General features: G+C 61.9%; 15 protein-coding genes and 1 pseudogene. 7 read left to right on the forward strand and 9 right to left on the reverse strand.

The genetic code is table 11. From position 1 onward, the window contains the following. Nucleotides 1–150 precede the first annotated feature (150 nt). The 7 genes from LGH74_RS18425 to holA form a co-directional block, all read right to left on the reverse strand. Nucleotides 151–1,851 (reverse strand): TonB-dependent receptor, encoded by a 1,701-nt coding sequence (locus LGH74_RS18425; protein ID WP_226177880.1) that lies wholly within the window; start codon nucleotides 1,849–1,851, stop codon nucleotides 151–153. Nucleotides 1,852–1,951: 100 nt separating this feature from the next. After that, nucleotides 1,952–5,167 carry a tetratricopeptide repeat protein gene (locus LGH74_RS18430; protein WP_226177882.1) on the reverse strand — a complete coding sequence of 1,072 codons (3,216 nt, stop codon included), beginning with the start codon at nucleotides 5,165–5,167 and terminating at the stop codon, nucleotides 1,952–1,954. Between the two features lie 210 nt (nucleotides 5,168–5,377). After that, complete coding sequence (locus LGH74_RS18435) at nucleotides 5,378–7,102, reverse strand: ATP-binding protein (RefSeq protein WP_226177884.1); 1,725 nt, start codon at nucleotides 7,100–7,102, stop codon at nucleotides 5,378–5,380. Next, a complete protein-coding gene (locus tag LGH74_RS18440) occupies nucleotides 7,099–7,410 on the reverse strand; it encodes a circadian clock KaiB family protein (protein WP_226177887.1) in 312 nt (103 codons plus the stop codon). The genes LGH74_RS18435 and LGH74_RS18440 overlap by 4 nt, the downstream gene beginning before the upstream one ends. Then, nucleotides 7,411–7,743 (reverse strand): circadian clock protein KaiB, encoded by a 333-nt coding sequence (gene kaiB / locus LGH74_RS18445; protein WP_226177889.1) that lies wholly within the window; start codon nucleotides 7,741–7,743, stop codon nucleotides 7,411–7,413. Nucleotides 7,744–7,752: 9 nt separating this feature from the next. Continuing rightward, the gene (gene kaiC, locus LGH74_RS18450) at nucleotides 7,753–9,498 is read right to left on the reverse strand and encodes a circadian clock protein KaiC (protein WP_226177890.1); all 1,746 of its coding nucleotides are present in this window, start codon (nucleotides 9,496–9,498) and stop codon (nucleotides 7,753–7,755) included. Nucleotides 9,499–9,704: 206 nt separating this feature from the next. Further along, entirely contained in the window at nucleotides 9,705–10,757 is a 1,053-nt protein-coding gene (gene holA / locus LGH74_RS18455) for a DNA polymerase III subunit delta (RefSeq protein ID WP_226177892.1), read from the reverse strand. Nucleotides 10,758–10,934: 177 nt separating this feature from the next. Here holA and tyrS point away from each other — a divergent pair, with 177 nt between their 5' ends. Continuing rightward, complete coding sequence (gene tyrS, locus LGH74_RS18460; protein ID WP_226177893.1) at nucleotides 10,935–12,230, forward strand: tyrosine--tRNA ligase; 1,296 nt, start codon at nucleotides 10,935–10,937, stop codon at nucleotides 12,228–12,230. Between the two features lie 212 nt (nucleotides 12,231–12,442). Here tyrS and LGH74_RS25135 read toward each other — a convergent pair. Both LGH74_RS25135 and LGH74_RS18470 read right to left on the reverse strand, forming a co-directional pair. Then, nucleotides 12,443–12,613, reverse strand: a pseudogene (locus LGH74_RS25135) (histone H1); the annotation flags it as partial. 247 nt (nucleotides 12,614–12,860) lie between these two features. Then, the gene (locus tag LGH74_RS18470) at nucleotides 12,861–14,105 is read right to left on the reverse strand and encodes an aminotransferase class I/II-fold pyridoxal phosphate-dependent enzyme (RefSeq protein WP_226177897.1); all 1,245 of its coding nucleotides are present in this window, start codon (nucleotides 14,103–14,105) and stop codon (nucleotides 12,861–12,863) included. A gap of 435 nt (nucleotides 14,106–14,540) precedes the next feature. On the opposite strand from LGH74_RS18470, the gene accC reads away from it, so the two are divergent. The 6 genes from accC (at nucleotide 14,541) to LGH74_RS18500 (ending at nucleotide 24,064) form a co-directional block, all read left to right on the forward strand. Next, entirely contained in the window at nucleotides 14,541–16,046 is a 1,506-nt protein-coding gene (accC, locus tag LGH74_RS18475; RefSeq protein WP_226177898.1) for an acetyl-CoA carboxylase biotin carboxylase subunit, read from the forward strand. A gap of 99 nt (nucleotides 16,047–16,145) precedes the next feature. After that, complete coding sequence (locus LGH74_RS18480; RefSeq protein ID WP_226177899.1) at nucleotides 16,146–16,598, forward strand: hypothetical protein; 453 nt, start codon at nucleotides 16,146–16,148, stop codon at nucleotides 16,596–16,598. Nucleotides 16,599–16,733: 135 nt separating this feature from the next. Next, entirely contained in the window at nucleotides 16,734–17,213 is a 480-nt protein-coding gene (locus tag LGH74_RS18485) for a hypothetical protein (RefSeq protein WP_226177900.1), read from the forward strand. A gap of 266 nt (nucleotides 17,214–17,479) precedes the next feature. Then, nucleotides 17,480–18,142 carry a carboxypeptidase-like regulatory domain-containing protein gene (locus tag LGH74_RS18490; protein WP_226177902.1) on the forward strand — a complete coding sequence of 221 codons (663 nt, stop codon included), beginning with the start codon at nucleotides 17,480–17,482 and terminating at the stop codon, nucleotides 18,140–18,142. A 282-nt stretch (nucleotides 18,143–18,424) separates the two neighbouring features. Further along, complete coding sequence (locus tag LGH74_RS18495; protein ID WP_226177904.1) at nucleotides 18,425–20,173, forward strand: sensor histidine kinase; 1,749 nt, start codon at nucleotides 18,425–18,427, stop codon at nucleotides 20,171–20,173. A 774-nt stretch (nucleotides 20,174–20,947) separates the two neighbouring features. Further along, on the forward strand, nucleotides 20,948–24,064 hold the full coding sequence (locus LGH74_RS18500) for a hypothetical protein (protein WP_226177906.1): 3,117 nt from the start codon (nucleotides 20,948–20,950) through the stop codon (nucleotides 24,062–24,064). Nucleotides 24,065–24,102 lie beyond the last annotated feature (38 nt).

Consider the following 24,102-nt stretch of genomic DNA (forward strand, 5'->3'; position numbering starts at 1 on the left):
AAGTTACGTGACGTGAGCCGGAAGCAAAAGCAGCAGGTACGCAAAAGACCTCCGGACCGTGTGCAACCCCTGAAGCGGGCGTTGCGGGCGACCTGGAGGCCTTTGCGGGTTAACAGCTGATCAGCGACTGGGGCATCAACTCAATTATGTTCAAAAATCATACGTTACGCCCGCCAGTACGTTGAATCCTTTCACCGGATAGTTCAGGAAACGCTCGTACTTACGGCCCAGCAGGTTATTGCCTAGAGCAAATATGGACAGATTTTCCATAATACGGTAATCGGCCCGCAAGTTGAGGTCGACAACGGTGTCGGTTGGCCGCACCACTTCGCCCACTGGCCGGCCGTTTACGAGGCGGCGCACGTAGCCCGAACCGTAGCTTGAGCTGTAGGTATACAACTCGGCACCCAGCAGGAGCTTATCGTACATATTGTAGTTACCAAAGAGCGTCGACTGGAAGGCCGGACGGTGGAAAGCTTCGGCTAGCGTGGGGGTTTTGTAGCCGTTATAATCAGCCTTAAAACCAATGCGCACTTGCTCAGCGGCATTGTAGAGCAACTCGCCGTGGACGTTAATCAGCTGGGTGGCCTTGCGGTCATACACTAGGTCGAACTTAGTGGAGTCGCGGCGGCTGTTGTTGTAGAAGTACAGGTTCCGGTCGTTGCTGAGCGTCACCTTGGCATTGAGCGACAGAGCCCGGGCCGGCGTGGAGTTGAAGCCGAAGTAGAGCGTGGGGCCGCGGTGGGTGTCGGCCACGCGCTGGTTGGGCGCCAGCCAGGGGTTTTCGGTGGTCAGGTCGTACATCGTGACGCGCTGCAGGCCACCGCCGAGACCGGCAAATACCACGAACTTATCCTCAGAAACGGTGTAGCCCACCCGGATAGCCGGATAGACGTTGAACTGCGGCGCGCGCCGGATGGTGTCGCCGGTGTAGCCCAGCGTGGCCCCGATGGATACGGCCAGCCGGTCCAAAGTCAGCTCGTAGGCGGGCGTGATTTGCAGGAAGGGCCGGCTTACTTTCAGCGAGTCCTTGTAGGAAATCAGCGACACGTCGCCATTGACAGCCACCCGGCTTTTCTCGCTCAGCGCGTAGCCCGAGCGCAGGGCCACGTTGAAGTTGCTTTCCGAGGCCTGGTAGTTGTCTTTCCAGTAGTTGAAGCCCACGCCCAAATCGTACTGAAAGGGCGCGTCGGCGCTTTGGTTGCGGGCGTACACCTTCAGGGCCGCCCGGCTGAAAACCTGCTTGATGCTGTCGGCGGACGGGGCCAGGCGGCGCACCTCGCGGTTGTAGCCGTAGAAATTGTACCGCTCCCGGCCCAGGTCCACCTTGGCGCCCAGTGTCATGGGGCCGTTGTAGGTTTCGCCGCTCAAGCCCAGGCTGGTTTGGCTAGAGCCCGAGTTTTTCTTGTCCACCGGACCGTTGGCCGAGGAAATGTGGCTGAAGTCGAGGCCGTAGCTGGCCGTTTCGCTGCGGGTGTTGTGCAGGTAGGCCTTGCCGTAGAAGGTGCCGTAGTTGCCGATGGCGCCCTTAAGGTAATTACCAGTCTGTGGGGTCAGCTCTTCCTGCTGAATCGACAAGACCCGCACCGAGGGGTTGAGCCGGTCGGCGGGCAGGCGGAAATCGGGGTAGGTGTAGGTAGTTTGCCCGGTTTGCTTGGTAGGTGGGTCAATCTTGATTTTCTCGAAGTTGCGGGTGGCTTCGGGCAGCTGGTTGACCCGCTCTTTCACAATCTCGATTTCGGCGTCTTCAATCTTGCCGCCCGTTTTGCCGGTCTTCTGGGCCTGCGCCAGCACGGGCGCGGCCGCCAGCAGAACGGCTATAGGCAGCATTTTAGGGGAGCGAAGGGTCATATGGGTAGGTCTTGGGCGGCTCCGGACCAGCGGTATGGGCTGAGTCCGGAGTGCGCCCTGGTTGACTTTCTGATTGGATTACGCAGCCGGGGCGGGCTGCTTACTCGGTGCCGCCGGCCGGCGTAGCCGTCGAGTCGGCGGGGGCCGCCTGGGTGGGCTGCAGGCCTTTGGTAGCCGGCGTCTTGCCCTTGGTAGTCGGCGTTTTGGGCGGGGTGCCGGTTTTGCCGGCTGGCGGGGTTTTGGTAGCGGGTGTCTTGGCGGGCGGCGTTTTGGTGCCGCCGCTGGTGCCCCCCGCCGGCTCGGCCGACAAAGCGGCCAGGCGCTGCTTGGCCCCTTCGATGACCTCGGCCACCGGGAATTTATTCTCGATGATGGAGTTCAGCGTGGCCTTGGCCTGAAAAGCTTCGCCCTGGGCCGTGTAGATGTCGGCAATCAGCAGGAAGCCCCGGCCCTGCCAGAGCTCGTAGTTTGAGGAGTTGGTTTTGTAGGCCGCGTCCAGCGCCTCGGGGTATTTCTTCTGCTGAAACAGCACGTCGGCCAGCAGGTACTGGGCTTCGGCCCCGGTTTCGTCGGTGGCGGCGGCGGCCGTGGTCAGCTCGGGCGTGGCCAGGTCGTAGTTGGCCATCCGGTAGCTGGCTTTGCCCAAATACAGATTGGCCGCGTTGGTGGCGTTCAGCGAAGCCCCGGCTACGCTGCGCAGCTCCTCGGCCACGCGGCGGGTGCCGGCATAGTCACCGGTTTCGTAGAGGCTTTTCATCAGCCCGATGCCGGCGTTGGCCACCTCGCGCTTGTTCTGCGACACTTCCCGCAGGCGGGTGTAGTACTTGATGGCCTCGGGGTAGTTTTTGGCTTCAAACTCCAGGTCGGCCACCCGGCCCACGGCCCGGTTCACAAACTCGCTCTTGCCTTCCGTCACCACGGCCCGCATGCGGGTCAGGCCCTCGGCTTTCTTACCGGTTTTCAGGTAGGAATCGGCCAGGAAATAGCGGCCGTCGGGCGAGAGGGCATTGCTGGGGTACTGCTTCAGGTACGACTCCAGGCGGGTAATGGCCTGGGGGTACTTTTCGGCCAGGTACAAGGACTTAGCGGCCTCAAACTCGACGCTTTCAGTAGCCTTGCTCTCGGGGTTCTGCTGCTTGAACTGGGCCAGGTACTGATCAAACTCTTCCGTTTTGCCCAAGGCCGACAGACTTTCCTGCATACTGTAGATGGCGCTGCTGGCGGCCTTGGTACGTGGGTGCTGGTCGAGCACCTGCTTGAAGTCGGCAATGGCCTTGTCGTGCTGGTTGAGGTTGGCGTAGGCCACGCCGCGCTTCTGCAGCGCCTGCGGAATCAACTGGCTGTTGGGCCGGTTGTCAATCAGCTTGGTGAAGCCATCCACGGCGGGCTGGAAGTCGCCGGCCTCGAAGTCGAACTGAGCCTGCTGGTACACCGCGTCGTCGGCGTAGCGCGAGCTGGGCGCGGTTTTGAGCAGGGTGCTGAGCGTCTTGGTGGCCTCGTCGCGCCGGCCCATGAGGCCCAGGGTCACGCTTTTCTGGTAGTAGGCGTAGTCTTTGTCGGCCGCGTTGGCCGCAATTACCTTGTCGTACAATTCCAGGGCCTGGGCGTAGCTTTTCCCCACGTAGTAGGTATCGGCCACGCGTAGCGTCACGTCGTAGTAGTTCGGGTCGGTGGGCTTGGCAATCGGGTCGTTCAGATACGCCTGAAACTGGGTGCGGGCCGGCCCGTACTGCTGGGTGTTGTAGTAGGCGTAGCCCAGGCCATAGCGGGCTTTCTGGTCGAAGTCAGTTTCGGCGGCCGAGCCGCTGCGGGCAGTACGGGCGGCGGCGGTGTAGGCCGTAATGGCCTCGGGATACTTCTGCCCCACCGAATAGATTTCGCCCTTGAGCACCTGCGCGGCGGCCCGCAGGGCATCGTCCTGCGGGTATTTCAGCGACTTATCCACCAGCGGCAGGGCCTGGCTGTACTGGTTGTTGTTGTAGAACGTTGCAGCCTGCAGATACGTCACGCGCTGGTAGGTGGCATTCAGCTTGTTGCTCCTATCGTCGAGGCCTTCGAGGTAGTTAATGGCCTGGGTAAAGTCGCTGGAGTTGAGGAAACTCTCGCTGAGAATGTCGTCGGCCGTGGCCGCGTTTTTGGAGCGCGGAAACCGTTTGTTGAAGTCCTTCAGGGCCGCAATTACCTCCTGGGTATTGCCCAGCTCGTAGTTGATCTGGGCGTACTTGATGGTAGCGTTTTCGGTGATATTCTTGTCGAAAGCCGTTTTACGGGCCGCGTCAAACGAGTTCAGGGCCTGCTGCTTCTGGCTGGTTTTGAGGTAACTCAAGCCCAGGTGGTAGGCCGCGTTCTGGCCCAGGGAGTCACGCTGGGCAGCCACGCCCTTCAGGCTACCAATGGCGCCCTTGAAGTCGCCCATCTTGTAGTTTGAGTAGCCGATCTTGTACTGCACCTTGGGCTCGATCTTCTTGCGGCCGGCGGCGTACTTGTCGAAGTACTCGGCGGCCTGTTTGAAGTCCTGCTTCTGGTAGAAGGCGTCGCCCACGAGCAGCTGAATTTCATCGGCGCCCTGCGGGGGCGGCGTCTGGGCCAGGGCCTTGGTGCCGTAGTCAATCAGGCCATCGAAGTTGCCCTCCTTGTAGTAAATCTGGCTCATGATGGCTGGCACCACGAGACGGTAGGCGTCGTTCTGCTCGGCCACGCCCAGGTCCTGGCGGGCGGCGGCGTAGTCGCCGGTCCGGAAGGCCAGGTAGCCCGCGTAGTAGCTGCTGGCGTAGCGGTACTCGTGGTTGCCCTGCTTGTTGCGGTCGAAAAGCAGCTTGGCCTTGTCAAACTCCTTCTGGGAGAAATAGCTGTAGGCCAGCTTAAACTCCGACTCGGCCCGCTGCTCGTTGCTCAGGTTGTCGGCCCCCACGCGCTGCAGGTAGTCGATGCTTTTGGCGTAGTCCTTCTTGTCGAAGTAGAGCTTACCGAGCTCGAAAAACGCCTGGGCGGCTTTGGGGTGGGCCGGGTTGTTGGCCGCGAAGGCCAGCACCTGCCCCTCGGCGTCGGGGTGAAACAGGTAGAGGCCCGACACGGCCCGGTAGTATTCCGCGTCGGTGGTCCGGTCGCGGGTTTCGCCACTGCGGCGCTGGGTCAGCTCCAGGTAGCGTTGGAAGGCCTGCTGGGCGGCGCCGAATTTGCCGCGGTCAAAGAGTTCGAGGCCTTCCTGAAAGTGTCGTTCGTCGGCGGTAAAAACCTGCGTTTGCTGGGCCGTAGCAGCCAGCGGGGCCGCGGCGCTGAGCGAGGCGGCCAGCGCAATCCGGGGAAATATCTTCATTAACGGGGCGTTACGGGAAAAGGGCGCTGCCGGCCCGGTACTGGCCAAAAGTAGCGAAAAAACGCAATGGGTTGCTTTCTTTCTGCCTTTCAGGCTAGGGTAACGTACCGCACGGCCGGTTTGGTGTGAGCCGGCCCAATGCCGGCTTTCCCGATTCGCCCGACCGGCGTTAAGCCGCCCGGGAAAAAAGAACTGGGTTGAGCGGGAAGCCTACCGCCGGAAATACACGTTGAACGTGGAGCCCACGCCTACCTGGCTTTCGACCGTAATACGGCCCCCGGCGTTTTCCACGATTTTCTTGACCATGTAGAGCCCGATGCCGGTGCCTTCTACGTGGTCGTGCAGGCGCTGAAACATGGCAAACAGCTTCGGCCCGTCGTGGCTCAGATTCAGGCCCAGGCCGTTGTCCTGCACGCGTAGCACGGCGTAGTCGCCCTCGGTGCGGCACCAGATGCGCACCCGCGGCGGCCGGTCCGGCGAGCGGTACTTCAGCGCGTTGCTGAGCAGGTTGTAGATAACGCTACGCAGATTCTTCTCCGAAAATGAAATCGTGGGGCAGCTCTGCACGTCCATTTCCAGCGTCGCGCCGGACGACTGCACCATCGGAGCCAGGTCGAGGCACACCTCGGAAATCAGCCGGTCCAGATCGACGGTGGCGGCCGAGTGGCCGTGTTCCTTCTGCAGCTTGGTGACTTCGGTGAGGTGCTCGATGGTGCGCTTGAAACGGTCTACCGAGTCCTGCATCATGTCCATAATCAGCGGCACCTGGTCATTGCCGCCCGCCCCGGCAGCCAGCGGCAGCTCCAGGAGCAGCGCATGCAGCAGGCCTTCGATGTTGCTGATAGGCGCTTTTAAGTCGTGCGAGGCGGTGTAGATGAAGTTGTCCAGGTCCACGTTGGCGCGGGTGAGCTGCTCGTTGTTGCGCTGCAGCTCGCGCTGGGCCTGGTCGATGCGGGCCAGGGCCAGCTTGTGTTCGTGAATATCGGTGTAGGTGCCGATCCACTGAATAATCTCGCCCTGCTCATTGCGCGAGGGCAAGGCCCGGCCCAGCATCCAGCGGTAGTCACCGGCCGCGTTGCGGATGCGGCACTCTACTTCCAGCGGCTTCTCCGTCTGCAGGCTCATCAGCCAGCGGGCGGTGGCCGGCGCCAGGTCGTCGGGGTGCAGCAGCGCCCCGAACGAGGCCGGTACGGCCTCGCTCACCTGCTGGCCGGTGTAATCGAACCAGCGCTGGTTGAGGTAGGTATTGGCGCCCCGGGCGTCGGCCGTCCAGGCAATGTGCGGGATGCCCTCCAGAATCCGGCTGGTTTCGGCGGCGGCCTGCTCCACGGCCCGGCGGGCCACTGCTTGGGCGTGCAGCTCCTGGTTTTTGCGGTCAATCAGGGCATTCTGGGCCGCTACCCGGGCCTGTATCACGCTGATTTCGCGCTGGGCCGACACATCCGTAACAATAACGGCCAGCGTGGCCGCCTCGTGAAAGTCAAGCACGTTCAGGGCCAACGCGAAGGGCCGCAACAGGCCGGTTTTGCTGCGCAGCGGCATTTCGCCCTTGCTCCGGCCGCGCCAGCCGGCCGCCACCAGCGTGGCCCAGTATGGCTGAAACTCGGCGGGCACATACTCGGCAAACGAGGCCCCGATCAGCTCCTGCAGCGGTGCTTCGAGCAGGCCGGCCAGGCAGGCATTGCAGTAAAGCACGGTAGCATCGGGGCCCAGCAGCAGCGCCCCCTCGTTCATCTGCTCAATCAGGGTGCGGTAGCTCTGGTCGGCACCTTCCAGGGTAAAGATGCGTGGGCCCTCGGGGCCCTGAATGGCCAGCGCGTCGACGGCCCCGGTACGCACGGCCTCAATAATCTCCTCGGCTTCTTCGAGCCGGAAGCGCAGCTCCTCATTTTCGCGGGCCAGTTCGGCCGCGCTTTTTTCGTTTAGCTCACTCATGACATGAGCGGAGTAATACCGAGCGCCTTGAGCACCCGCTCCCGGTCCGACAGGTCGCCCACCAGGCGGCGCACCAGGCCGGGCCGCCGCTTGATGAGCGTGGGCGCGCCGATGAGCTGCTCGTGCTGGGCCAGCTCGGGCTGCTGGTAAATATCCACAATGAGCAGCTCGTAGCGGCCCTTCAGGTAGAGCTCACAGATTTCCTTGATATTGCGCACCGCCCGCGTGGAGTTGGGAGTAGCGCCGGTAATGAACAAATGGAGTACGTATTCGACTTCCTCACCGGCTGGCTCTTGTTGGTCGGCCATCTAGTGTGAGGCTTTGTAGTCGATGGGCCGGATATCGAGCCCCACCAGCACCCGCTCTTCGTTCGACAGGTCGCCGATAATCTTGCGGATGGGCTCGGGCACTTTGCGCACCAGCGTCGGGATGGCCAATATTTGGTCACCCTCGGCCAGTTGTGGGTTTTTCAGCAGGTCGATTACTTCCAGCACGTAGCGGCCCGGCAGGTACTGCTCGCAGTAGCGCTTCAGGTTGGCCAGGGCCGTTACCGATTTGGGCGTCTGGCCCGCTACGTACAGGCGCAGCTCCCAGGATTCTTCCGCCGCGTTTTCTAGGGGTTGGGGGGCAGTGGTTGTCATAGCGGGGGGTTATAAAGCGCGGGGAGGCTTTTCGGACTGCAGCGGCAGCGGCTGGGCAAACTGCGCCTTGTTGTGAGCCAGGGTTTTCTGGCGGGCCAGCTCTTCGTCGTTGATCTGGCGCAGCTCCTCCTCTACCGATTCAAATTCGGTACGCAGGTTGCCGATAGTGGCTTCCAGCACGCGGCGGCGGCGCTCCAGCTCCCGGTCTTTGCGCTCCTGCTCCTGCTGAGCGGCCAGCGTCTGGGCCTGTTCGTGCAGCTGCTGGGTGAGGCGGCCGGCTCCGGTCACGATGCCGGCGGGCCCGATGACCACGTCCAGCAGCTGAATACCCTGGTCGGTGACCAGGAACTCGCGCACCTTGTTGGAGTGGCTCATCCCGCGCGACTTCAGGATGCTCAGGCCCCGATTTCGCTCCCCGATGCCTTCCAGGTCGCGCACGCTGATCCAGGTATCGACCAGCGACGAGACGCCTTCCTCGGTCATTTCCTGCTGAATGTTGCGGCCACTGACCAGAGAGGTAAACAGGGCCGTGATGTTGTTGACTTTCAGAAAGTCGATAAGGCGGATGAGCATGCTTTTCACCTCGCTCAGGTTGCCCACCGAAATCAGGTTGCTGATCGGGTCGATGATGACGGCATCGGGCTTATAATCGCCAATAATCTTGTGAATCGTGACCAGGTGGCGCTCCAAGCCGTTGAGCGTGGGCCGGGCCGCCTCGATGCGCAGCAGCCCATTGGCCACGTACGAGGCCAGCTCGATATTGACCGAGTGCATGTTGCGCACCAGCTGTTGCGGCGACTCTTCGAAGGCCAGAAACAGGCAGCGCCGGCCCGTACGGCATACTTCGGCGGCAAAGGTGGCGGCCAGCGTGGTTTTGGCCGTACCGGCCGTACCCGTAATGAGCACGCTGCTGCCCTGGTAGAAGCCGCGCCGCCCGAACATCTCGTCCAGGGCTGGAATGCCCGACGAGACGATGTCGTTCGACACCGCGTGGTTGAGCTGCAATGAGGTGACGGGCAGCACCGAAATGCCGTCCTCGGTAATCAGGTAGGGATATTCGTTGGTGCCGTGGGTGCTGCCCCGGTACTTCACGATGCGCAGCCGCCGGGTGGTAATCTGGTCAATGACGCGGTTGTCGAGCAGAATCACGCAGTCGGACACGTACTCTTCCAGGCCCTGGCGCGTGAGGGTGCCCTCGCCCCGCTCGGCGGTAATGACGGTGGTGACGCCCTTGTCCTTAAGCCAGTGAAACAGCCGCCGGATTTCGGAGCGCAACACCCCCTGGTTGGGAAAGCCCGAAAACAGGGCCTCGATGGTATCGAGCACCACGCGCTTGGCCCCGATGGAGTCGATGGCGTGGCCCAGGCGGATAAAGAGGCCTTCGAGGTCATATTCGCCGGTTTCCTCAATCTCCGAACGGTCTACGTGCACGTGGTCGAGGCGCAGCTTGCCCTCGGCCTGCAGCCCGGGCAAGTCGAAGCCCAGGGAGGTGACGTTGGCGGCCAGCTCGGCGGCCGTTTCCTCAAAAGTCATCAGCACGCCCGGCTCGTTGTAGTCCTGAATGCCGCGCACCAGGAACTCGATGCCCATCAGGGTTTTGCCGCAGCCGGCGCTGCCGCAGACCAGCGTGGGGCGGCCCAGGGGCAGGCCTCCTTCCGTTATTTCGTCCAGGCCATCAATGCCCGAAGGGGCTTTGGGCAGCTTGGGCAGGGCGGCAGAGGAGCCGGTAGAAGGAGAAGTCGGGTTGTCTTGCATGCAGCGTTAATTTCAGCAAAAGAATGCCGGGTCCAAGGTACGGGGTTTCCGACAGCCAGGATAGATGCAGGGAGGGCAAAAGCGGTACGGCTGAGCTTGCGGGCCGCTTTTGGGGCCGCCTCACTATAAGCTCAACGGAGAAAAACGAATTTAGACCAAACTCCTGCCCACTATTTCTAAGTTCCCGGCCGGCGGCCCGGCCCGGCTCAGCCCCCGGTTATGGCGCTCAGCGGCACGGGGTGCAGAATCAGAAACACCAGCTCCCGCAGAATTTCCCCGTCGCTCATCGAGCCGCTTTCCACGCCCTTGCTCTGCAGATCGGCCCGGCGGATAAGGTGAATAATGGCCCGGGTGCGGCCGAAGTCGTACACGCGCATGGCCTGGCTGTACTCCTTCTGGGCGAAGCTGTTCATAATGCCTAGCTTTTTGAAGTCGGCGTCGGAGGGGTTGCCGCGCTGGTGCAGCACGAGCAGCTTGGTAAAAAAACCGAAGAGCAGCGTCAGGTTCGGAATCAGCGGGTTGGCCTTGGGGTTGGCCTCGAAGTACATCAGGATGCGGTTGGCCTTGAGCACGTCGCGCTGCACCAGGGCCTTCTGCAGCTCGAAGATGTTGTAGTCTTTGCTGATGCCCACCAGGCGCTGCACCAGCTCCTCATCGATGGACTGGCCGGGCTTAAGGCTGAGCAGCAGCTTATCGATTTCGTTGGTGAGGCGGCCCAGATCGGTGCCGATGTACTCGGCCAGCATGGCCGTGGCCTGGCCCGTAATCTGCTGCTGCCGGCTGCGCACGAAGCTCGTAATCCAGGCCGGCACCTGGTTGTCGTAGATTTTCTTGCTGGTCATCACCACCGCCTTTTCGGCCAGCAGCTTGCCCAGCTTTTTGCGCGCATCCAGGGTTTTGTGCTTGTAGCAGAACACGAGCACGGTGCTGGTCAGCGGGTTTTTGAGGTAGGCTTCCAGAAACGGGAAGTTCTTTTCCGCCTCCAGGTCGGCCACGGCCTGGGCCTCTTTCACAATCACGACGGAACGCTCGGCCATCATCGGAAAGCGCCGGGCCTGGCCCAGAATGCCGGCCACGTCGGTATCCTTGCCGTAGAGCACCACCTGATTGAAGCCCCGGTCGTGCTCGGGCAGCACGTTCTTTTCCAGGATATCGGCTACCAGATCCACGTAGTACGGCTCCTCGCCCTGCAGAAAATACACGGGCGCATACTGCCGCTGGCGCAGCTGGTGCAGAAGTTCGTCGGGGGAGGAAAGCAAGGGTGACGCTGTGAAGTTGTGAAATTGTGAAGTGGGCCGGGCGCACATCTGCCCGCCATTCACTATTCGAACCGCAAATGTACCACCGCCCTTTTTACCTTTGTACCTTTCCCGGGAGAGAATAGTGGCTTTGCCCGCTATTGAACTCACAACTTCATAACCTCACAACTTCACCTCTTGGACTTACTAGAAGAGCTTCGCTGGCGCGGGATGTTTCACGACATGATGCCCGGCACCGATGAGCACCTGCGCCAAAACGCGCCCATCACCGGCTACATCGGCTTCGACCCCACGGCCTCGTCGCTGCACATCGGCAATCTGGCCACCATCATGCTGCTGGTGCATTTGCAGCGCGCCGGCCACCGCCCCCTGGCCCTGGTGGGCGGCGCCACCGGCATGATTGGCGACCCCTCGGGCAAGTCGGCCGAGCGTAACCTGCTCGACGAAGAAGCCCTGCGCCGCAACCAGGCCGGTATTCAGGCCCAGCTGGAGAAGTTTCTGGTCTTCGACGACTCGCCTACCGGTGCCCAAGTGGTCAACAACTACGACTGGTTCAAGGACTTCGGCTTCCTGCAGTTTCTGCGCGAAGTAGGCAAGCACCTGACGGTAAACTACATGATGGCCAAAGACTCGGTCAAGCGCCGCATCAGCGGCAACGAAGACTCCGGCGCCGAGGGCCTGAGCTACACCGAGTTCAGCTACCAGCTGCTGCAGGGCTACGACTTCTTCCACCTCTACAAGGAGCTGGGCACGACCCTGCAAATGGGCGCCAGTGACCAGTGGGGCAACATCACCACCGGCACCGAGCTGATCCGGCGCATGAGTGGCGGCGAGGGCAAAGCCTACGCCCTCACCGGCCAGCTCATCACCAAGGCCGACGGCACCAAGTACGGCAAGAGCGAAACCGGCACCGTGTGGCTCGACCCCACGATGACCTCGCCCTACCAGTTCTACCAGTTCTTCCTCAACGCCGCCGACGAAGACGCCCCGCGCCTGATTCGCGTGTTTACGCTACTCTCCCAGCCCGAAATCGAGGCCCTGGAAGCCGAGCACCAGGCCGCGCCCCACTTGCGCATCCTGCAGAAAGCCCTGGCCAAAGACGTAACCATCCGGGTGCATTCCGAGGAAGCCTTCGAAGCCGCTTTGGCCGCCTCTCAGGTGCTGTTTGGCGGCGACCTGGCCAGCCTCAGCGAGGCTACGCTGCTTGATGTATTTGCCGGCGTGCCCCACATTGAAGTCTCGCACGCGCTGCTCGCCGAGCTGAACGTGGTGAACCTGCTCAGCGAGGCGACCAACGGTGTTATCTTTCCTTCCAAGGGCGAGGCCCGCAAAATGATGCAGAGCGGCGGCGTGAGCCTAAACCGCCAGAAAGTAGCTCCCGAGCAAATGGCCCTCGACACGCCCCTGCTGCTCGACAAGTACTTCGTGGCCCAGAAAGGCAAGAAGAACTACTACCTCATCAAGCTGGTGTAAGCGCCGCCGCTTACCGCCCCTAAAACAAGAAAGGCCCCGCCAAATTTGGCGGGGCCTTTCTTGTTGCTGGCTCAACCGGCAACCAAGGCCGGTTTCGCTCGCAAATGCAGATACTACTTCTTCTTGGCAGGAGCAGCTTTCTTGGCGGCAGCCGGAGCAGCAGCCTTTTTGGCTGGCGCAGCTTTGGCAGCACCGGCAGCATCACCAGCAGCGCTGTTCTTGGCGTTCTGCACTTCCGTGCGGATCGTCTGGGCCAGGTTCTTCAGCTCCTGCATACCCTTGCGTACCCGGGTACCAGCGGCCGAGTTCTGCTTGTCGTAGAACTTCTCGAAATCCGATTCCAGGGAGAGTACGAGGTCTTTCAGTTGGCTATAATTGCTCATGAGAAAAAGGTTGATTGGTGTGGGTTGATGTTTTTGAACGGCCCTAATATACAGGGATTTCAAATACAAGCAATAGTTATGATTTTTTTTCAAAACTGCCCTGACAGCTTTTAAAGCAATGTTTTGACAAAATCAAACCCCGTTTCCAGAATATATATTTACTTGAATATAATAGGAATAATACAAAAACAAAGGGGCGCTTTCCCTATGAAAAGCGCCCCTGGCAGTTAGCATCGGCAAAGCCGGCCTAGCTGGCCGGAACCGCCTCTGTTTTGGAATAAAGGCCCTTATCGAGCTTCTCGGCCACTACTTCGAAGGCTTTGATAGTTTGCTCCACGTCGCTGAGCGAATGTGCGGCCGTTGGAATCAGGCGGAGCATGATGACGCCCTTGGGAACCACCGGATAGACCACGATAGAGCAGAAAATACCGTGATTCTCGCGCAAATCGAAGGTTATTTGGGTTGCGTCGGGAATCTGGCCGTTCAAAAACACGGGCGTTACCGGGGAAGTGGTAGTGCCGATGTTAAAGCCTTTTTCGCGCAAGCCGCTCTGCAGGGCCCGTACCACGGTCCAGAGGTTGTCTTTGAGCTCGGGCTGGGTGCGCAGCAGCTCCAGACGCTTGATGGCGCCCACGACGAGCGGCATGGGCAGGGATTTGGCGAAAATCTGGCTCCGCATGTTGTAGCGCAAATATTCAATTACGCTTTCCGGCCCGGCCACGAAGGCGCCGATGCTGGCCATGCTCTTGGCGAAGGTCGAAAAATAAAGGTCGATACCATCCTGTACGCCCTGTTCTTCGCCCGTTCCGGCGCCCGTAGCGCCCATCGTGCCGAAGCCGTGGGCATCATCGACGAACAAGCGGAACTCGTATTTCTCCTTCAAAGCCACCACGCCGCGCAGGTTGCCCTGGTTGCCCGACATGCCAAACACGCCCTCGGTAATGACCAGGATGCCGCCGCCGGTTTCGTCGGTGAGGCGCTTGGCCCGCTGCAGTTGCTTCTCCAGGCTCTCCATGTCGTTGTGGGTATACACGAAGCGCTTGCCCGCGTGCAGCCGCACCCCGTCGATGATGCAGGCGTGCGACTCGCCGTCGTACACGATAACATCGTGGCGGTTGACCATGGCATCGATGATGGATACCACGCCCTGGTAGCCGAAGTTGAGCAGCATGCACTCGGGCTTCTGCACGAAATCAGCCAGCTCACTTTCCAGTTGCTCGTGTAGGTTGGAGTTGCCGCTCATCATGCGCGCGCCCATGGGCAGGGCCATACCGTACTGCGCTGCGCCCTCGGCATCGGCCTTGCGCACTTCGGGGTGGTTGGCCAGGCCCAGATAGTTATTCAAGCTCCAGGTAAGAACCTCTTTGCCGCGAAAAATCATACGGGGCTCAATTTCGCCTTCCAGCTTAGGGAACGTGAAATAGCCGTGGGCGTAGTGCGAATGGCTGCCCAGTGGGCCGCGGTTCGCGGCAATCTTTTCGAAAAGATCCACGAGGGAATGGGTTAAATGTGAAAAGGAAACAGGCGGTCAGCTGGGGGCAGAACCTCCTGCTACTGTACAAAGTTATGGCAATCTGCAAAAGTAGCCCTAGCGGGCGTGGCATCCAACTACAGGATTTTTACCCCACCCGTTTTCCGGAGCCGGCAGAATGGCGTTTATTTGAGCCCGGAATTGCTTTATGCGTCTCTGTTTATTCTGTCATCCTGAATGGAGTGAAGTGGAGTGAAGGACTTCCTCACCTACTCCACAAAGCTTCTTTCGATGTGCTACGGCAGCTTTTGCAAACAGCCGATATTCCATCAAGATAAGCTTAGTGCGTTGAATCAACCTTGTCACTTAGGAGAGGAAGGTTCTTCGCAAGGGCTCAGGATGACAGTATAAACACAATAACAACCTCCCCACCTCACGCCTCTCCACTCCCACCTGATGAAAGAAATCAAAAAGCTGCTGGTTGCTAACCGTGGCGAAATTGCCCTGCGCGTGCTGCGCTCGGCCAAGGAAATGGGTCTGCAGACCGTGGCCATCTACTCGGAAGCCGACCGCAACGCGCTGCACGTACGCTACGCCGACGAGGCCGTGTGCGTGGGCGGGCCGCAGTCGTCGGAAAGCTATTTGCGCGGCGACGCCATCCTGGAAGTGTGCCGCCGCCTGGGCGTCGATGCCATTCACCCCGGCTACGGCTTTTTGTCGGAAAACGCGGAATTTGCCCGCATGGTAACGGAAGCAGGGCTGATTTTCGTGGGGCCCTCGCCCGAGGCCATGAATATTATGGGTGATAAGCTCTCGGCCAAGCAGGCCGTGAAGGCCTACAACATCCCGCTGGTGCCCGGCACCGACGAGGCCATCAGCGACGTGGAGGAAGCCAAGCGCATTGCCGCCGAAGTCGGCTTCCCGATTCTGATCAAGGCGTCGGCCGGCGGGGGCGGCAAGGGCATGCGCATCGTGAATAACGCCGAGGAATTTGAGGAGCAGATGCAGCTGGCCATTAACGAAGCCACCTCCGCCTTTGGCGACGGCTCGGTGTTCATCGAGAAGTTCGTGACCGGCCCGCGCCACATCGAAATTCAGGTGCTGGGCGATGAGCACGGCAACATCGTGCACCTATTTGAGCGGGAATGCTCGATTCAGCGCCGGCACCAGAAGGTGATTGAAGAGGCCCCCTCGGCGGTGCTCACGCCCGAGCTGCGCGCCGAAATGGGCCGCTGCGCCGTGGACGTGGCCCGGGCCTGCAACTACACCGGGGCCGGCACCGTGGAGTTTCTGCTCGACGAGCACCGCAACTTCTACTTCCTGGAGATGAACACCCGCCTGCAGGTGGAGCACCCCGTAACTGAGCAAATCACCGGCCTCGACCTGGTGAAGGAGCAGATTCGGGTGGCGCAGGGCCTGCCGCTGGCTTTCACCCAGGACGAGCTGACCATCACGGGCCACGCCTTGGAGCTGCGCGTGTACGCCGAAGACCCGCAGAACAACTTCCTGCCCGATATCGGGACGCTGACCACCTACGTGCGCCCCCAAGGCCCGGGCGTGCGCGTGGATGACGGCTTTGAGCAGGGCATGGACATTCCGATCTACTACGACCCGATGATTGCCAAGCTCGTCACCTTCGGTAAGGACCGCACCGAGGCCATCGGGCGGATGCTGCGCGCCATCGACGAGTATAAAATCACCGGCATCCAGACCACCTTGCCTTTCGGCCGCTACGTGCTCCAGCACCCGGCCTTCGTCAGCGGCGACTTCGACACGAACTTCGTGCGCGACCATTTCACCCCCGCCGACCTCGACGCGAAGCCCGACGAAACCACCGCCAAGCTTGCCGCCGTGCTCACGGCCATGCTCATGAGCGAAAAGAAAGCTCCGGTAGCGGCTGGTGATGCGCCGGCTACGGCTACGGGCTCCAACTGGAAGCGGAACCGGCTGGGGGTTCGGTAGGAAGTTTGGTTTTTGTATAGACTTAAAAAGCCCGGCTGGTTGGCCGGGCTTTTCTTTTGGGTTGAATCGTAAGCTTATTCACTACACATTCAGGACGCAATGAGAATAAAAATCATCCGGGTGTTCTTTATTATTGGTTGCCTCGGCTTCTTTCAGTGTCAGGAGGATAAATTTTCTTTCTATAAAGACCCGATGCAGGCCCACGATGTCTGGAGACTTCCACTTATTGAGCCCCATCAACTAATCACCGCGTATTGCTGCGAGGGCTGGAACTTCCAAGAAAAGGAGTTTTCAAAATCATTTAGCGCCGACTCCATAAACCTTGACAATAACTATGTTCTGTTTTGGAGCGGAGCAGAGAATTATGGCTTGCTAGATATAAAAAGAAAGACCGTCAGCCAGTTTGGCACTTACCAGCAGTTTGCGGACTCTGTTAAGTTAAAGGGAATTACCAAAAAGCTCTACTGTACGAAAACAGTTTATGCCAACTGGCGCGAGACCGGGCAGCTTCCTTGGGCAGAAGAAATTTTGACCGCACAAGTCTTCGATTAGAGCAGGGTACTTGCCTTCCCCGACATTCACTCGGCATAGCCGAGCAACTACACCGGAGATAAGGCTACATACAATACGCAGCCGGGAGCCTCGTTGCATCCTTCAAATATTTCTTCCACTACTTCTTCTACCCTTATGACAAACAGAAACCAATTATTCGTGGGCTTGCTGCTGGCCGGGCTGATGCAGGGTTCTGCAATGGCGCAGTCGGTGGAGCAGTCGAAGGCCGAGGCGGGCACCGCTACCGTCCACTTTTATCAGGGCAAGGCGTATGGGCTGTTTTACATCAAATACCGGGTGTATGCCAACGGGCAGCTGGTGTGCAAGCTGGGCCGCAACAGCCACTGCCAGGTAGAGCTGCCGGCGGGGGCCACCACTTTCACCGCCAATACGGCCCTGACCAAGCCGGCCATGTTCACGTTCGGCTCGAAGCCGGCCTTGCCCCTGACGCTGGAAGCGGGCAAAAGCTACTACCTGCAGGGCGACTTGGCCGCGGCCGGGGCCCGCACGGCCGGGGTTTCCTACGGCTTCTCGGAAGTAGTGCCCAATGCCAGTAAGCTGGCCCAGATAAGCCAATCCAAACCCGTGCAGCCCCTGGCCCTCACAAGCCGGTAACCCCGGCCAATAACAACCTGCTGCCCGTTCGACTCATTATCATGCCAAGGCCCCTGGAGCTATGTTTCAGGGGCCTTGTGTGTCCTTAGGAAACACAGGTGAGGGTTTGGTAGAGTAACCCGGCGGTAGAATCATAAAACTTGCTCCGCCGTGTGTGCCATTGGGCCGAAGCCGGCATCAGGAAACAGTCCACCCCGCTCGGCGTGGCGGCGTTAAGCAGGTCCTCTCGCTTCCTTACCTTTATCTTCGCTACTCCTCGCCTACCTATGAGCAACCTGCCCAAACCCCAACCCTGCGGCCAGAACTGGCTGGCCATGCAGCCCACTGCCAACGGCCGCCGGTGCGGGCAGTGCGAAAAGGAGATTTACGACTTCTCGGCCATGTCGTGGCCCGCCATAGCCCGCACCCAGGCCGCCCACGGCAACGCGCTGTGCGGCATGTATGCGCCCGAGCAGCTGGCGCACTGGGGCCAGACGCCACCCGCCAGTGCCTGCGCCCGGCTGGCAGCGGCCACGAGTATAGCGCTGGCGCTGGCCGCTATTCCGGCCGCGGCCCAGGTGGTGCCCCCCACCCGGCTCACGCTCAGCGGCACGGTCACGATGCTTTCCCCGAAGGGTAAGCCCAAGCCGCTGCCCTTTGCTACGGTGCTGCTGGCGGGCACCAGTACGGGCGTATCGACCGACGAGCGGGGCTACTACGAGCTACCCGTGCCCGATGACGTAGCCACGCCCACGCTGGTTTTCAGCAGTATCGGCTTCGAGAATGTGGAATGGGCAGTGCCGGCCGCCAGCCAGGGCGTAGTGCAGCACGATGCCCAACTGGCCATCAACCCCAATAGCGCCCTGAGCGTATTTTCGGTGCGCAAGCCAACCGCTGTTGAGCGAACCAAGTGGACGCTGCGCCGGTGGCTGGGACGGCAGCCGCAGTAGCTGGCTTCTTTCCTGAATAGCCGCCCTGTCGCGCCAGCGGCAACCCGCAACCGCGCCGCCCGGGTTTCTTTGGGCGGCGTGCTCGTTCTGCTATGGCAGGCGGCACCTCCCGGCGTGGCGCGTTATACATTACGCGGTGCTAAATCGGCGCCAGTGCAGGCATTCTGGCCGGCGCCCGGCCCCAGCAGCCAGCCCGGGCCCGAACGGTTCCGGCTCTTTTACGTTACCAGAGCCCACATCCTTTTTGTATCTATACTTTCCCATTCGGTCCTAAGTGCTTCCATGCTCCCTTTTCCTTCTTCCGAAGACGCGTTATCCGATGAAGCCTTAGCAGCTCACCTGTTTCCGAACGGCGGCGAAATGGGGGCCCGCATCCGGGCCCTGGACTGGTCGGCAACCCGACTTGGGGCAATGCGCACCTGGCCGCAAAGCCTGCGCACGGCGGTCAGCATCATGCTGGGCTCCCGCTTTCCGATGATGGTGCACTGGGGCCCCGAGCTGGTGCACTTCTACAACGATGGGTACGCCACCATCATGCAAAGCAAGCACCCCGGCGCGCTGGGCCAGCCCGCCGAGCCCTGGTGGCAGGAGATGTGGCCGTTTCTGCTCACCATCTTCGAGCCCGTGCGGACGGGGCAGACCACCTATTTCGAAAACGGGCTGGTGCTCCCCAACCGCCGGGGCTTCGTGGAAGAGGCCTACTTCACCTTCTCCCACAGCCCGATCTACGACGAGTCTGGCACGGTTGGGGGCATCTTCGTGACGGCCCTGGAAACGACTACCACCGTGCTGCAGCAGCGCCGCCTGGCCTTGCTCACCCACCTGACGGCCCAAACCGCCCTGTCGGCATTGCCCGCCGAGGCCGCCCAACACATCATTGCCGCGCTGGCCACTAATGCTGCCGACATTCCCTTTGCCCTGCTCTATACCCACGAGCAAAACGCCCCGGAGGCCCAGCTGCGCGCCTGGTTTGGCCTGCCCGCCGGCGAGCCAGCCGCCCCGGCTACGCTGCCGGCCGCTCCGGCTGCCCCGGCCCAGGGCTGGCCACTGACCGAGGTAATCCAATCGGGTGCGCCGCTGCTGGTTGAAAGCCTGGCCGAGCGGTTTAGCCTCTGGCCCATCGGCACGTGGGCGGAGCCGCCCACACAGGCTTTGCTCCTGCCGCTGCAGGCCGGCCCTACCAGCACGGGCACAACCAACATTCTGATTGTGGGCCTGAGTGCCCGCCGGCCGCTGGATGAGGCCTACCACACCTTTTTCGACCTGGTGGCCGACTATGCCGGCCGGGCGCTGGCGCGGGCCACTGCCACGCACGATGCCCAACGCCTCAACCAGGCCCTGCGCGAGGCCAACACCTCCCTGGACTCCTTCGTGCACATCGTGGCGCACGACCTGAAAGGACCGGCCACGAACTTGCGGAGCCTGCTGGACGTGTACCGCGAAGAAGCTCCTGGCCCGACCAAAGACCACGTTCTGACGCTGCTGGACCAAGAAATAGACCGGCTGACGGGCACCGTACAGGGGCTGCTGCAGGTGGTGCACGCCCAGCACGGGGCGGCGGCCCCGGCCACGGAAACAGTGGCCTTCGCCGACGTATTTGCCACGGTGCAGGCCGAAGTTGCCGAGCTGCTGCACCAGCAGCAGGGCCGGCTCACGGCCGACTTTCACGCGGCGCCCCGCACGCTCTACCCGCGCATCTATCTGGAAAGTATTCTGAAAAATCTGGTGCACAACGCCCTCAAGTACCGGGCCGCCGACCGGGCGCCGGTGATTCAGCTGCACACCCGCCGGCAGGGCCGGGAGGTGGTGCTCACCGTGGCCGACAACGGGCGCGGCATCGACCTGCCCCGGGACCGGGCCCGCCTGTTTCAGCCCTTCACCCGCCTGACGGCCGAGGGCGAAGGCGCGGGGCTGGGCCTGCACATGATTCAATCCATTATCCACCAGCGCGGCGGTACGCTGGGCGTCAGTAGCATCCCCGACGTGGGCACGACCTTCACCGTGACCCTGCCCGAAGCAGGCCCGGCGTGAGTGGCGTCTCCCCCGCCGCCGGGCTTATAGCACCGCCGCTGGATTAAGCAAAAGCCCTGGCAGTGGTCAATGAAGTACCCGCTATGAGCCCGGCCAGAGACAAGACGCACAGCAACTACCGTGGCATTTATTCATAACGGCAAGGAATTGTCCCCCTGCATCGTATCCCGAATACGCCATGCGCTGGGTCTGAAGCTGGCCAACCCCACCACTAAGAAACAGTGCCCTGCGCTTTATTGGCAGTAGGGTCGGGGTTGGTAGGGCAACTATAGATACAGCAGTTGCCAGTTATAAGAATTACAGAGCATCTTACTTTCCCGACCAGGCAAAGGTCCGGGCCGCCCACTGGCCTAGCCGCAATGGCTGACGAAACGCAGGGGAGTGAAACCGGTAATCTATTTTCAACTCTACCGCTGAGGCCATTGCAGCCGATGACGATGCGGTGCGCTACCACGCCTGGCTTATCGGCTGGCTACAGTGGCCCGCCTGGCCCCTGCCTGCCCCCGACGCACCCGCTGGCACCTGCTGCAGGCTCGCCTTGCGGTCCTAGAGGCCGCTACCTTGGCGGTATGCTGACCATACCAACCGTTACGCCATAAGCAACAGCGGCCCCGAGCGTAGCGGGCGGCGGCGGGCGGCGGCGGGGACAGCGCAACCTGGGTAGCGCGAGTAACCCGGCTTGCGCTACGGCATTTCCGGCTAATAGCTCATATTGCAAGCTGAACTGCCGGCCGCTCATTCCGCCTATTACTACCATCTTATTCAACCTTTCGAATGATTAATGACGACCAGCCCGCTGCCCAGCCGGCCCTGCTCACCTCTGCCAATCCCGCCCGGGCCCTTAGCGCGGTGTGGCACCTCACTCCCCCGGATACCACGCCGCCGCAACTGCTGGTGGACTTGCGCTTCGACCACCACCCCTACGAAGGACTCTGCCAGCTGGTGGCCAATGATGGCCAGCACCTGGTGGCCGTTTTCACCCAGCCTCTCGACCCGGCCTCGGCCAACGACCCGGCCAACTACACCATTACCCAATGGAACTCGACGGGGGGACCGGGCCGGGCCGTGAACCTCCCCGTGTTGGCGGTGGCACTGAGTCCCGATCGGCACGCGGTGAAACTGACCGTGGCCGAGCTGGCTCAGAACCCCCAGAGCAAGGGCCTGCTGCCGACCCCCATTACCCTGACTTTGGGCCTTATTAAAACGGACGATGCCGACCGGCCGCTATTTTTTTCCGGGGAGGCCAAGCTGCTCTATGCCCCCAATGCACCGGTACCGCCCCTGGCCACCACGCCCGTGGGCACCCGGGCCGCCCTGGCCCTGCAGGAGCTCGGGGCCCTGCGGCAGCCACTGGCGAAGGGCCGGCGGCTGGCCGTAGCCACCGAACTGCTGGCCCAGCCCCTGTACTGGGAGCCGGCCCAGACCACGGCCCTGCTGGAAAGCTGGCTGAAGCCCATCGAGCTGTACCTGGCCGAAAGGGCCGCCGGCAAAGCCGTGGTGCCCTTGCCCAACGGTAGCCACACCACGGCTTTGCCCCTGAAGGAACTGACGATAACCGAGACCCCGCTGGTGGAGCTGGCAGGGCGGCTGGTGCTGGCACCTCCAGCCGATGCCCCGGCCACCCCGGCCCCGGTCGGCTCCGAGCTCGATATACCTATTCTGCCCGCCGATATGCCGGATGAGCGTCTGGCAGCCCTGGGCCAGCAGCTGGAGCAGCTCCTCTACCGGCCGGGCAAGCACGAAATCAGGGTGGCCGTGAGCCCCGCGAAGACCGAGGGCGCCCGGACGCTGTGGGGTGTGCGGACCGAAGCCGGCAAGTGCCTGGGCTACGAGCTAACCGAGCCACGCAAGCCGGTGGTTCTCGTACCGACACCTTTTGCTACGCCACTGCAATCGGCCACCGATGTGCCCCTGTACGCCTTCCAGCCGGCCACCGGCATCGACTTTACCCGCCCGGCGCAACACATTTCCTTCGAGCAGGTAGACCTGAACGAATGGGAGCGGCTGGTAATTGAGAGCTTCGACCAGCTAACAACGCCCGCCAATGAGGCGGCTATCCGGCGGCTGGATGAGCTGGCCGGCACGAAGCAGGGCAATACGCTGCGGGAGAACAAGCTCCGGTGGGCCGCGGTGCTGAAAAACCGCCTGCGCCCGGTATTCGCGGCGGAGGCGGCCACCGATTCGGCCGCCGCCCGGGAAGTATTCCGGCAGCGGCTGGTAGCCGGGCCGCTTGGGGCAATGTATTCCACCAAGGTGCTGCAGTTTGCCACCAAGCCGACCCCGCCGCTGCCCTCGGACATGGTGCCCTACGTGCTTGGGGAAGTAAGCCAGGTCGGGCCGCCAGACCACTCCCTCTCCCTGGCCGCGGTACCGCTGGCGCTGGCACCGGCCGGGCCGCTGCTGGTTTTTGTGGAGTCGCCGGCCGAAGACCAGGGCGCAGACCGCTACAAGCCCACGTACTTCGATCTGAAGCTGACCTACACGGGTCGCCTGCGGGAACTCCGGCCCAACGGCGGGCAGCCAGCCGAGTACGTGACCGAGCTGCGCTTTCTGACGCCGGCCGGGCAGCAATGGGCCAATATCCCGCTCACGTCAGACCTGGCCCTAGGCCACATTCCGGTGCTGCAGCACGATTTTCGAACCCTCTCGCTGATTTCCCAGGAAGCCCAGCCCGCCCCCGACTCCCTGCTGCGCTGGACCTGCCAGCTCGTGTACCGGCAGGACGCGCACTATCCCCAGGAGCGCCTCACGTTCAGGGTTGCCTTCAACGAAGCACCTGGAGCACCCCAGCCGGCGACGCCCCAGGTGCCGGCCGGCGTCTTTGCCGGGCTGGCCCAGTTTCGTAGCGTTTACCCAGACCTAATCCCCAACCTGCTCCCGATGCTGGCCCGCCTCGATGCTACCACCGACAAGCAGACTGCGACAACCGGCGCAGTGGCCCTGGGAGCCTTCAATGCTATGGTAACCCGCCTGGTGGCCGCCTTGGAGGCTCCGGCTCCCGGCCCCGACGTGGCCCAGCCGGCCCCGACGGGCAAGGATGTGTACACCTTCGAGCTACGGGAAAGCACTGCCACCATCGACGCGGTGGAGGCGCTGGTTATCCGCATTGGCACGCCTGCGCCGGCCGGGCTTCCTACGCCCGTAGTAGCGCTGGAAGGCTATACCACGCAGGTACACGAGCCAGCTCAGGAAGCGGGCGGCACCTGGTACTGCTTCCGGGATGCCGAGGGGCGCGTGCTATCGGCCGCCGACAGCCACGCGTTGACGCAACGCCTGCTGACCCTGCCCGATCTAAACGTGCTGGCCCACCAGCGCGTGCAGGTGCAGGTAACGGCCACCTGTAACGCAGAGCTCGTGCCCGGCCAACCATCTGCCCCGGCCTTTGTGTACACTACGGCGCCCAGTAGCTTCCCGAACGTAACGCCGCGGCCCAGCGACCCAGCGGCCGAGCCGCTGGATATTGCCGCCTTGCGGCCCGCCGCCGACCAGACGCATACGCGCCGCACGCTGGCCGGGCATCTACACGAGCTGTTCGACCACCTGCTGCCGGCCCAGATGCCCCCGGCCCTGTACCTGCAGCTGCAGTGCGCCTATACCTACGCCATAGCCCCAGGCCTGCCGCCGGCAACGCTACCCGTGCTGCTGCTGCCCTCCACGCTGCTCCTGATTCCGCCCGCTTCCCCGCCCCCCGCCGCCCCTGACCTTACCCGGCTACTCGACGAAGTGGCGGCTAGTATTGCGGCCTGGTACCAAGGTGCCCGGCCCGACTCCGCCGAGGGCGCTTTCGTCTTTGCGCTGAGCCTGTTCTCCGGCCTGGGCCCGCAGCCGGTGCCCCTGCTCCAGCTCCCCGAGCTAGTGCTGAAGACAGAGTACGTCACGGATTTTGCCTAATCCCAGCCTGCTCGAAGCTTCTGTGAGGTAGCCGCAGC

The organism is Hymenobacter lucidus, from assembly GCF_020447265.1.
Taxonomy (GTDB): domain Bacteria; phylum Bacteroidota; class Bacteroidia; order Cytophagales; family Hymenobacteraceae; genus Hymenobacter; species Hymenobacter lucidus.

Bases quoted from the DNA above. Each gene is read 5' to 3' on its own strand.
- LGH74_RS18425 (WP_226177880.1), bottom strand. From the start codon at position 1,851: ATGACCCTTCGCTCCCCTAAAATGCTGCCTATAGCCGTTCTGCTGGCG.
- LGH74_RS18430 (WP_226177882.1), bottom strand. From the start codon at position 5,167: ATGAAGATATTTCCCCGGATTGCGCTGGCCGCCTCGCTCAGCGCCGCG.
- LGH74_RS18435 (WP_226177884.1), bottom strand. From the start codon at position 7,102: ATGAGTGAGCTAAACGAAAAAAGCGCGGCCGAACTGGCCCGCGAAAAT.
- LGH74_RS18440 (WP_226177887.1), bottom strand. From the start codon at position 7,410: ATGGCCGACCAACAAGAGCCAGCCGGTGAGGAAGTCGAATACGTACTC.
- kaiB (WP_226177889.1), bottom strand. From the start codon at position 7,743: ATGACAACCACTGCCCCCCAACCCCTAGAAAACGCGGCGGAAGAATCC.
- kaiC (WP_226177890.1), bottom strand. From the start codon at position 9,498: ATGCAAGACAACCCGACTTCTCCTTCTACCGGCTCCTCTGCCGCCCTG.
- accC (WP_226177898.1), top strand. From the start codon at position 14,541: ATGAAAGAAATCAAAAAGCTGCTGGTTGCTAACCGTGGCGAAATTGCC.
- LGH74_RS18480 (WP_226177899.1), top strand. From the start codon at position 16,146: ATGAGAATAAAAATCATCCGGGTGTTCTTTATTATTGGTTGCCTCGGC.
- LGH74_RS18485 (WP_226177900.1), top strand. From the start codon at position 16,734: ATGACAAACAGAAACCAATTATTCGTGGGCTTGCTGCTGGCCGGGCTG.
- LGH74_RS18490 (WP_226177902.1), top strand. From the start codon at position 17,480: ATGAGCAACCTGCCCAAACCCCAACCCTGCGGCCAGAACTGGCTGGCC.
- LGH74_RS18495 (WP_226177904.1), top strand. From the start codon at position 18,425: ATGCTCCCTTTTCCTTCTTCCGAAGACGCGTTATCCGATGAAGCCTTA.
- LGH74_RS18500 (WP_226177906.1), top strand. From the start codon at position 20,948: ATGATTAATGACGACCAGCCCGCTGCCCAGCCGGCCCTGCTCACCTCT.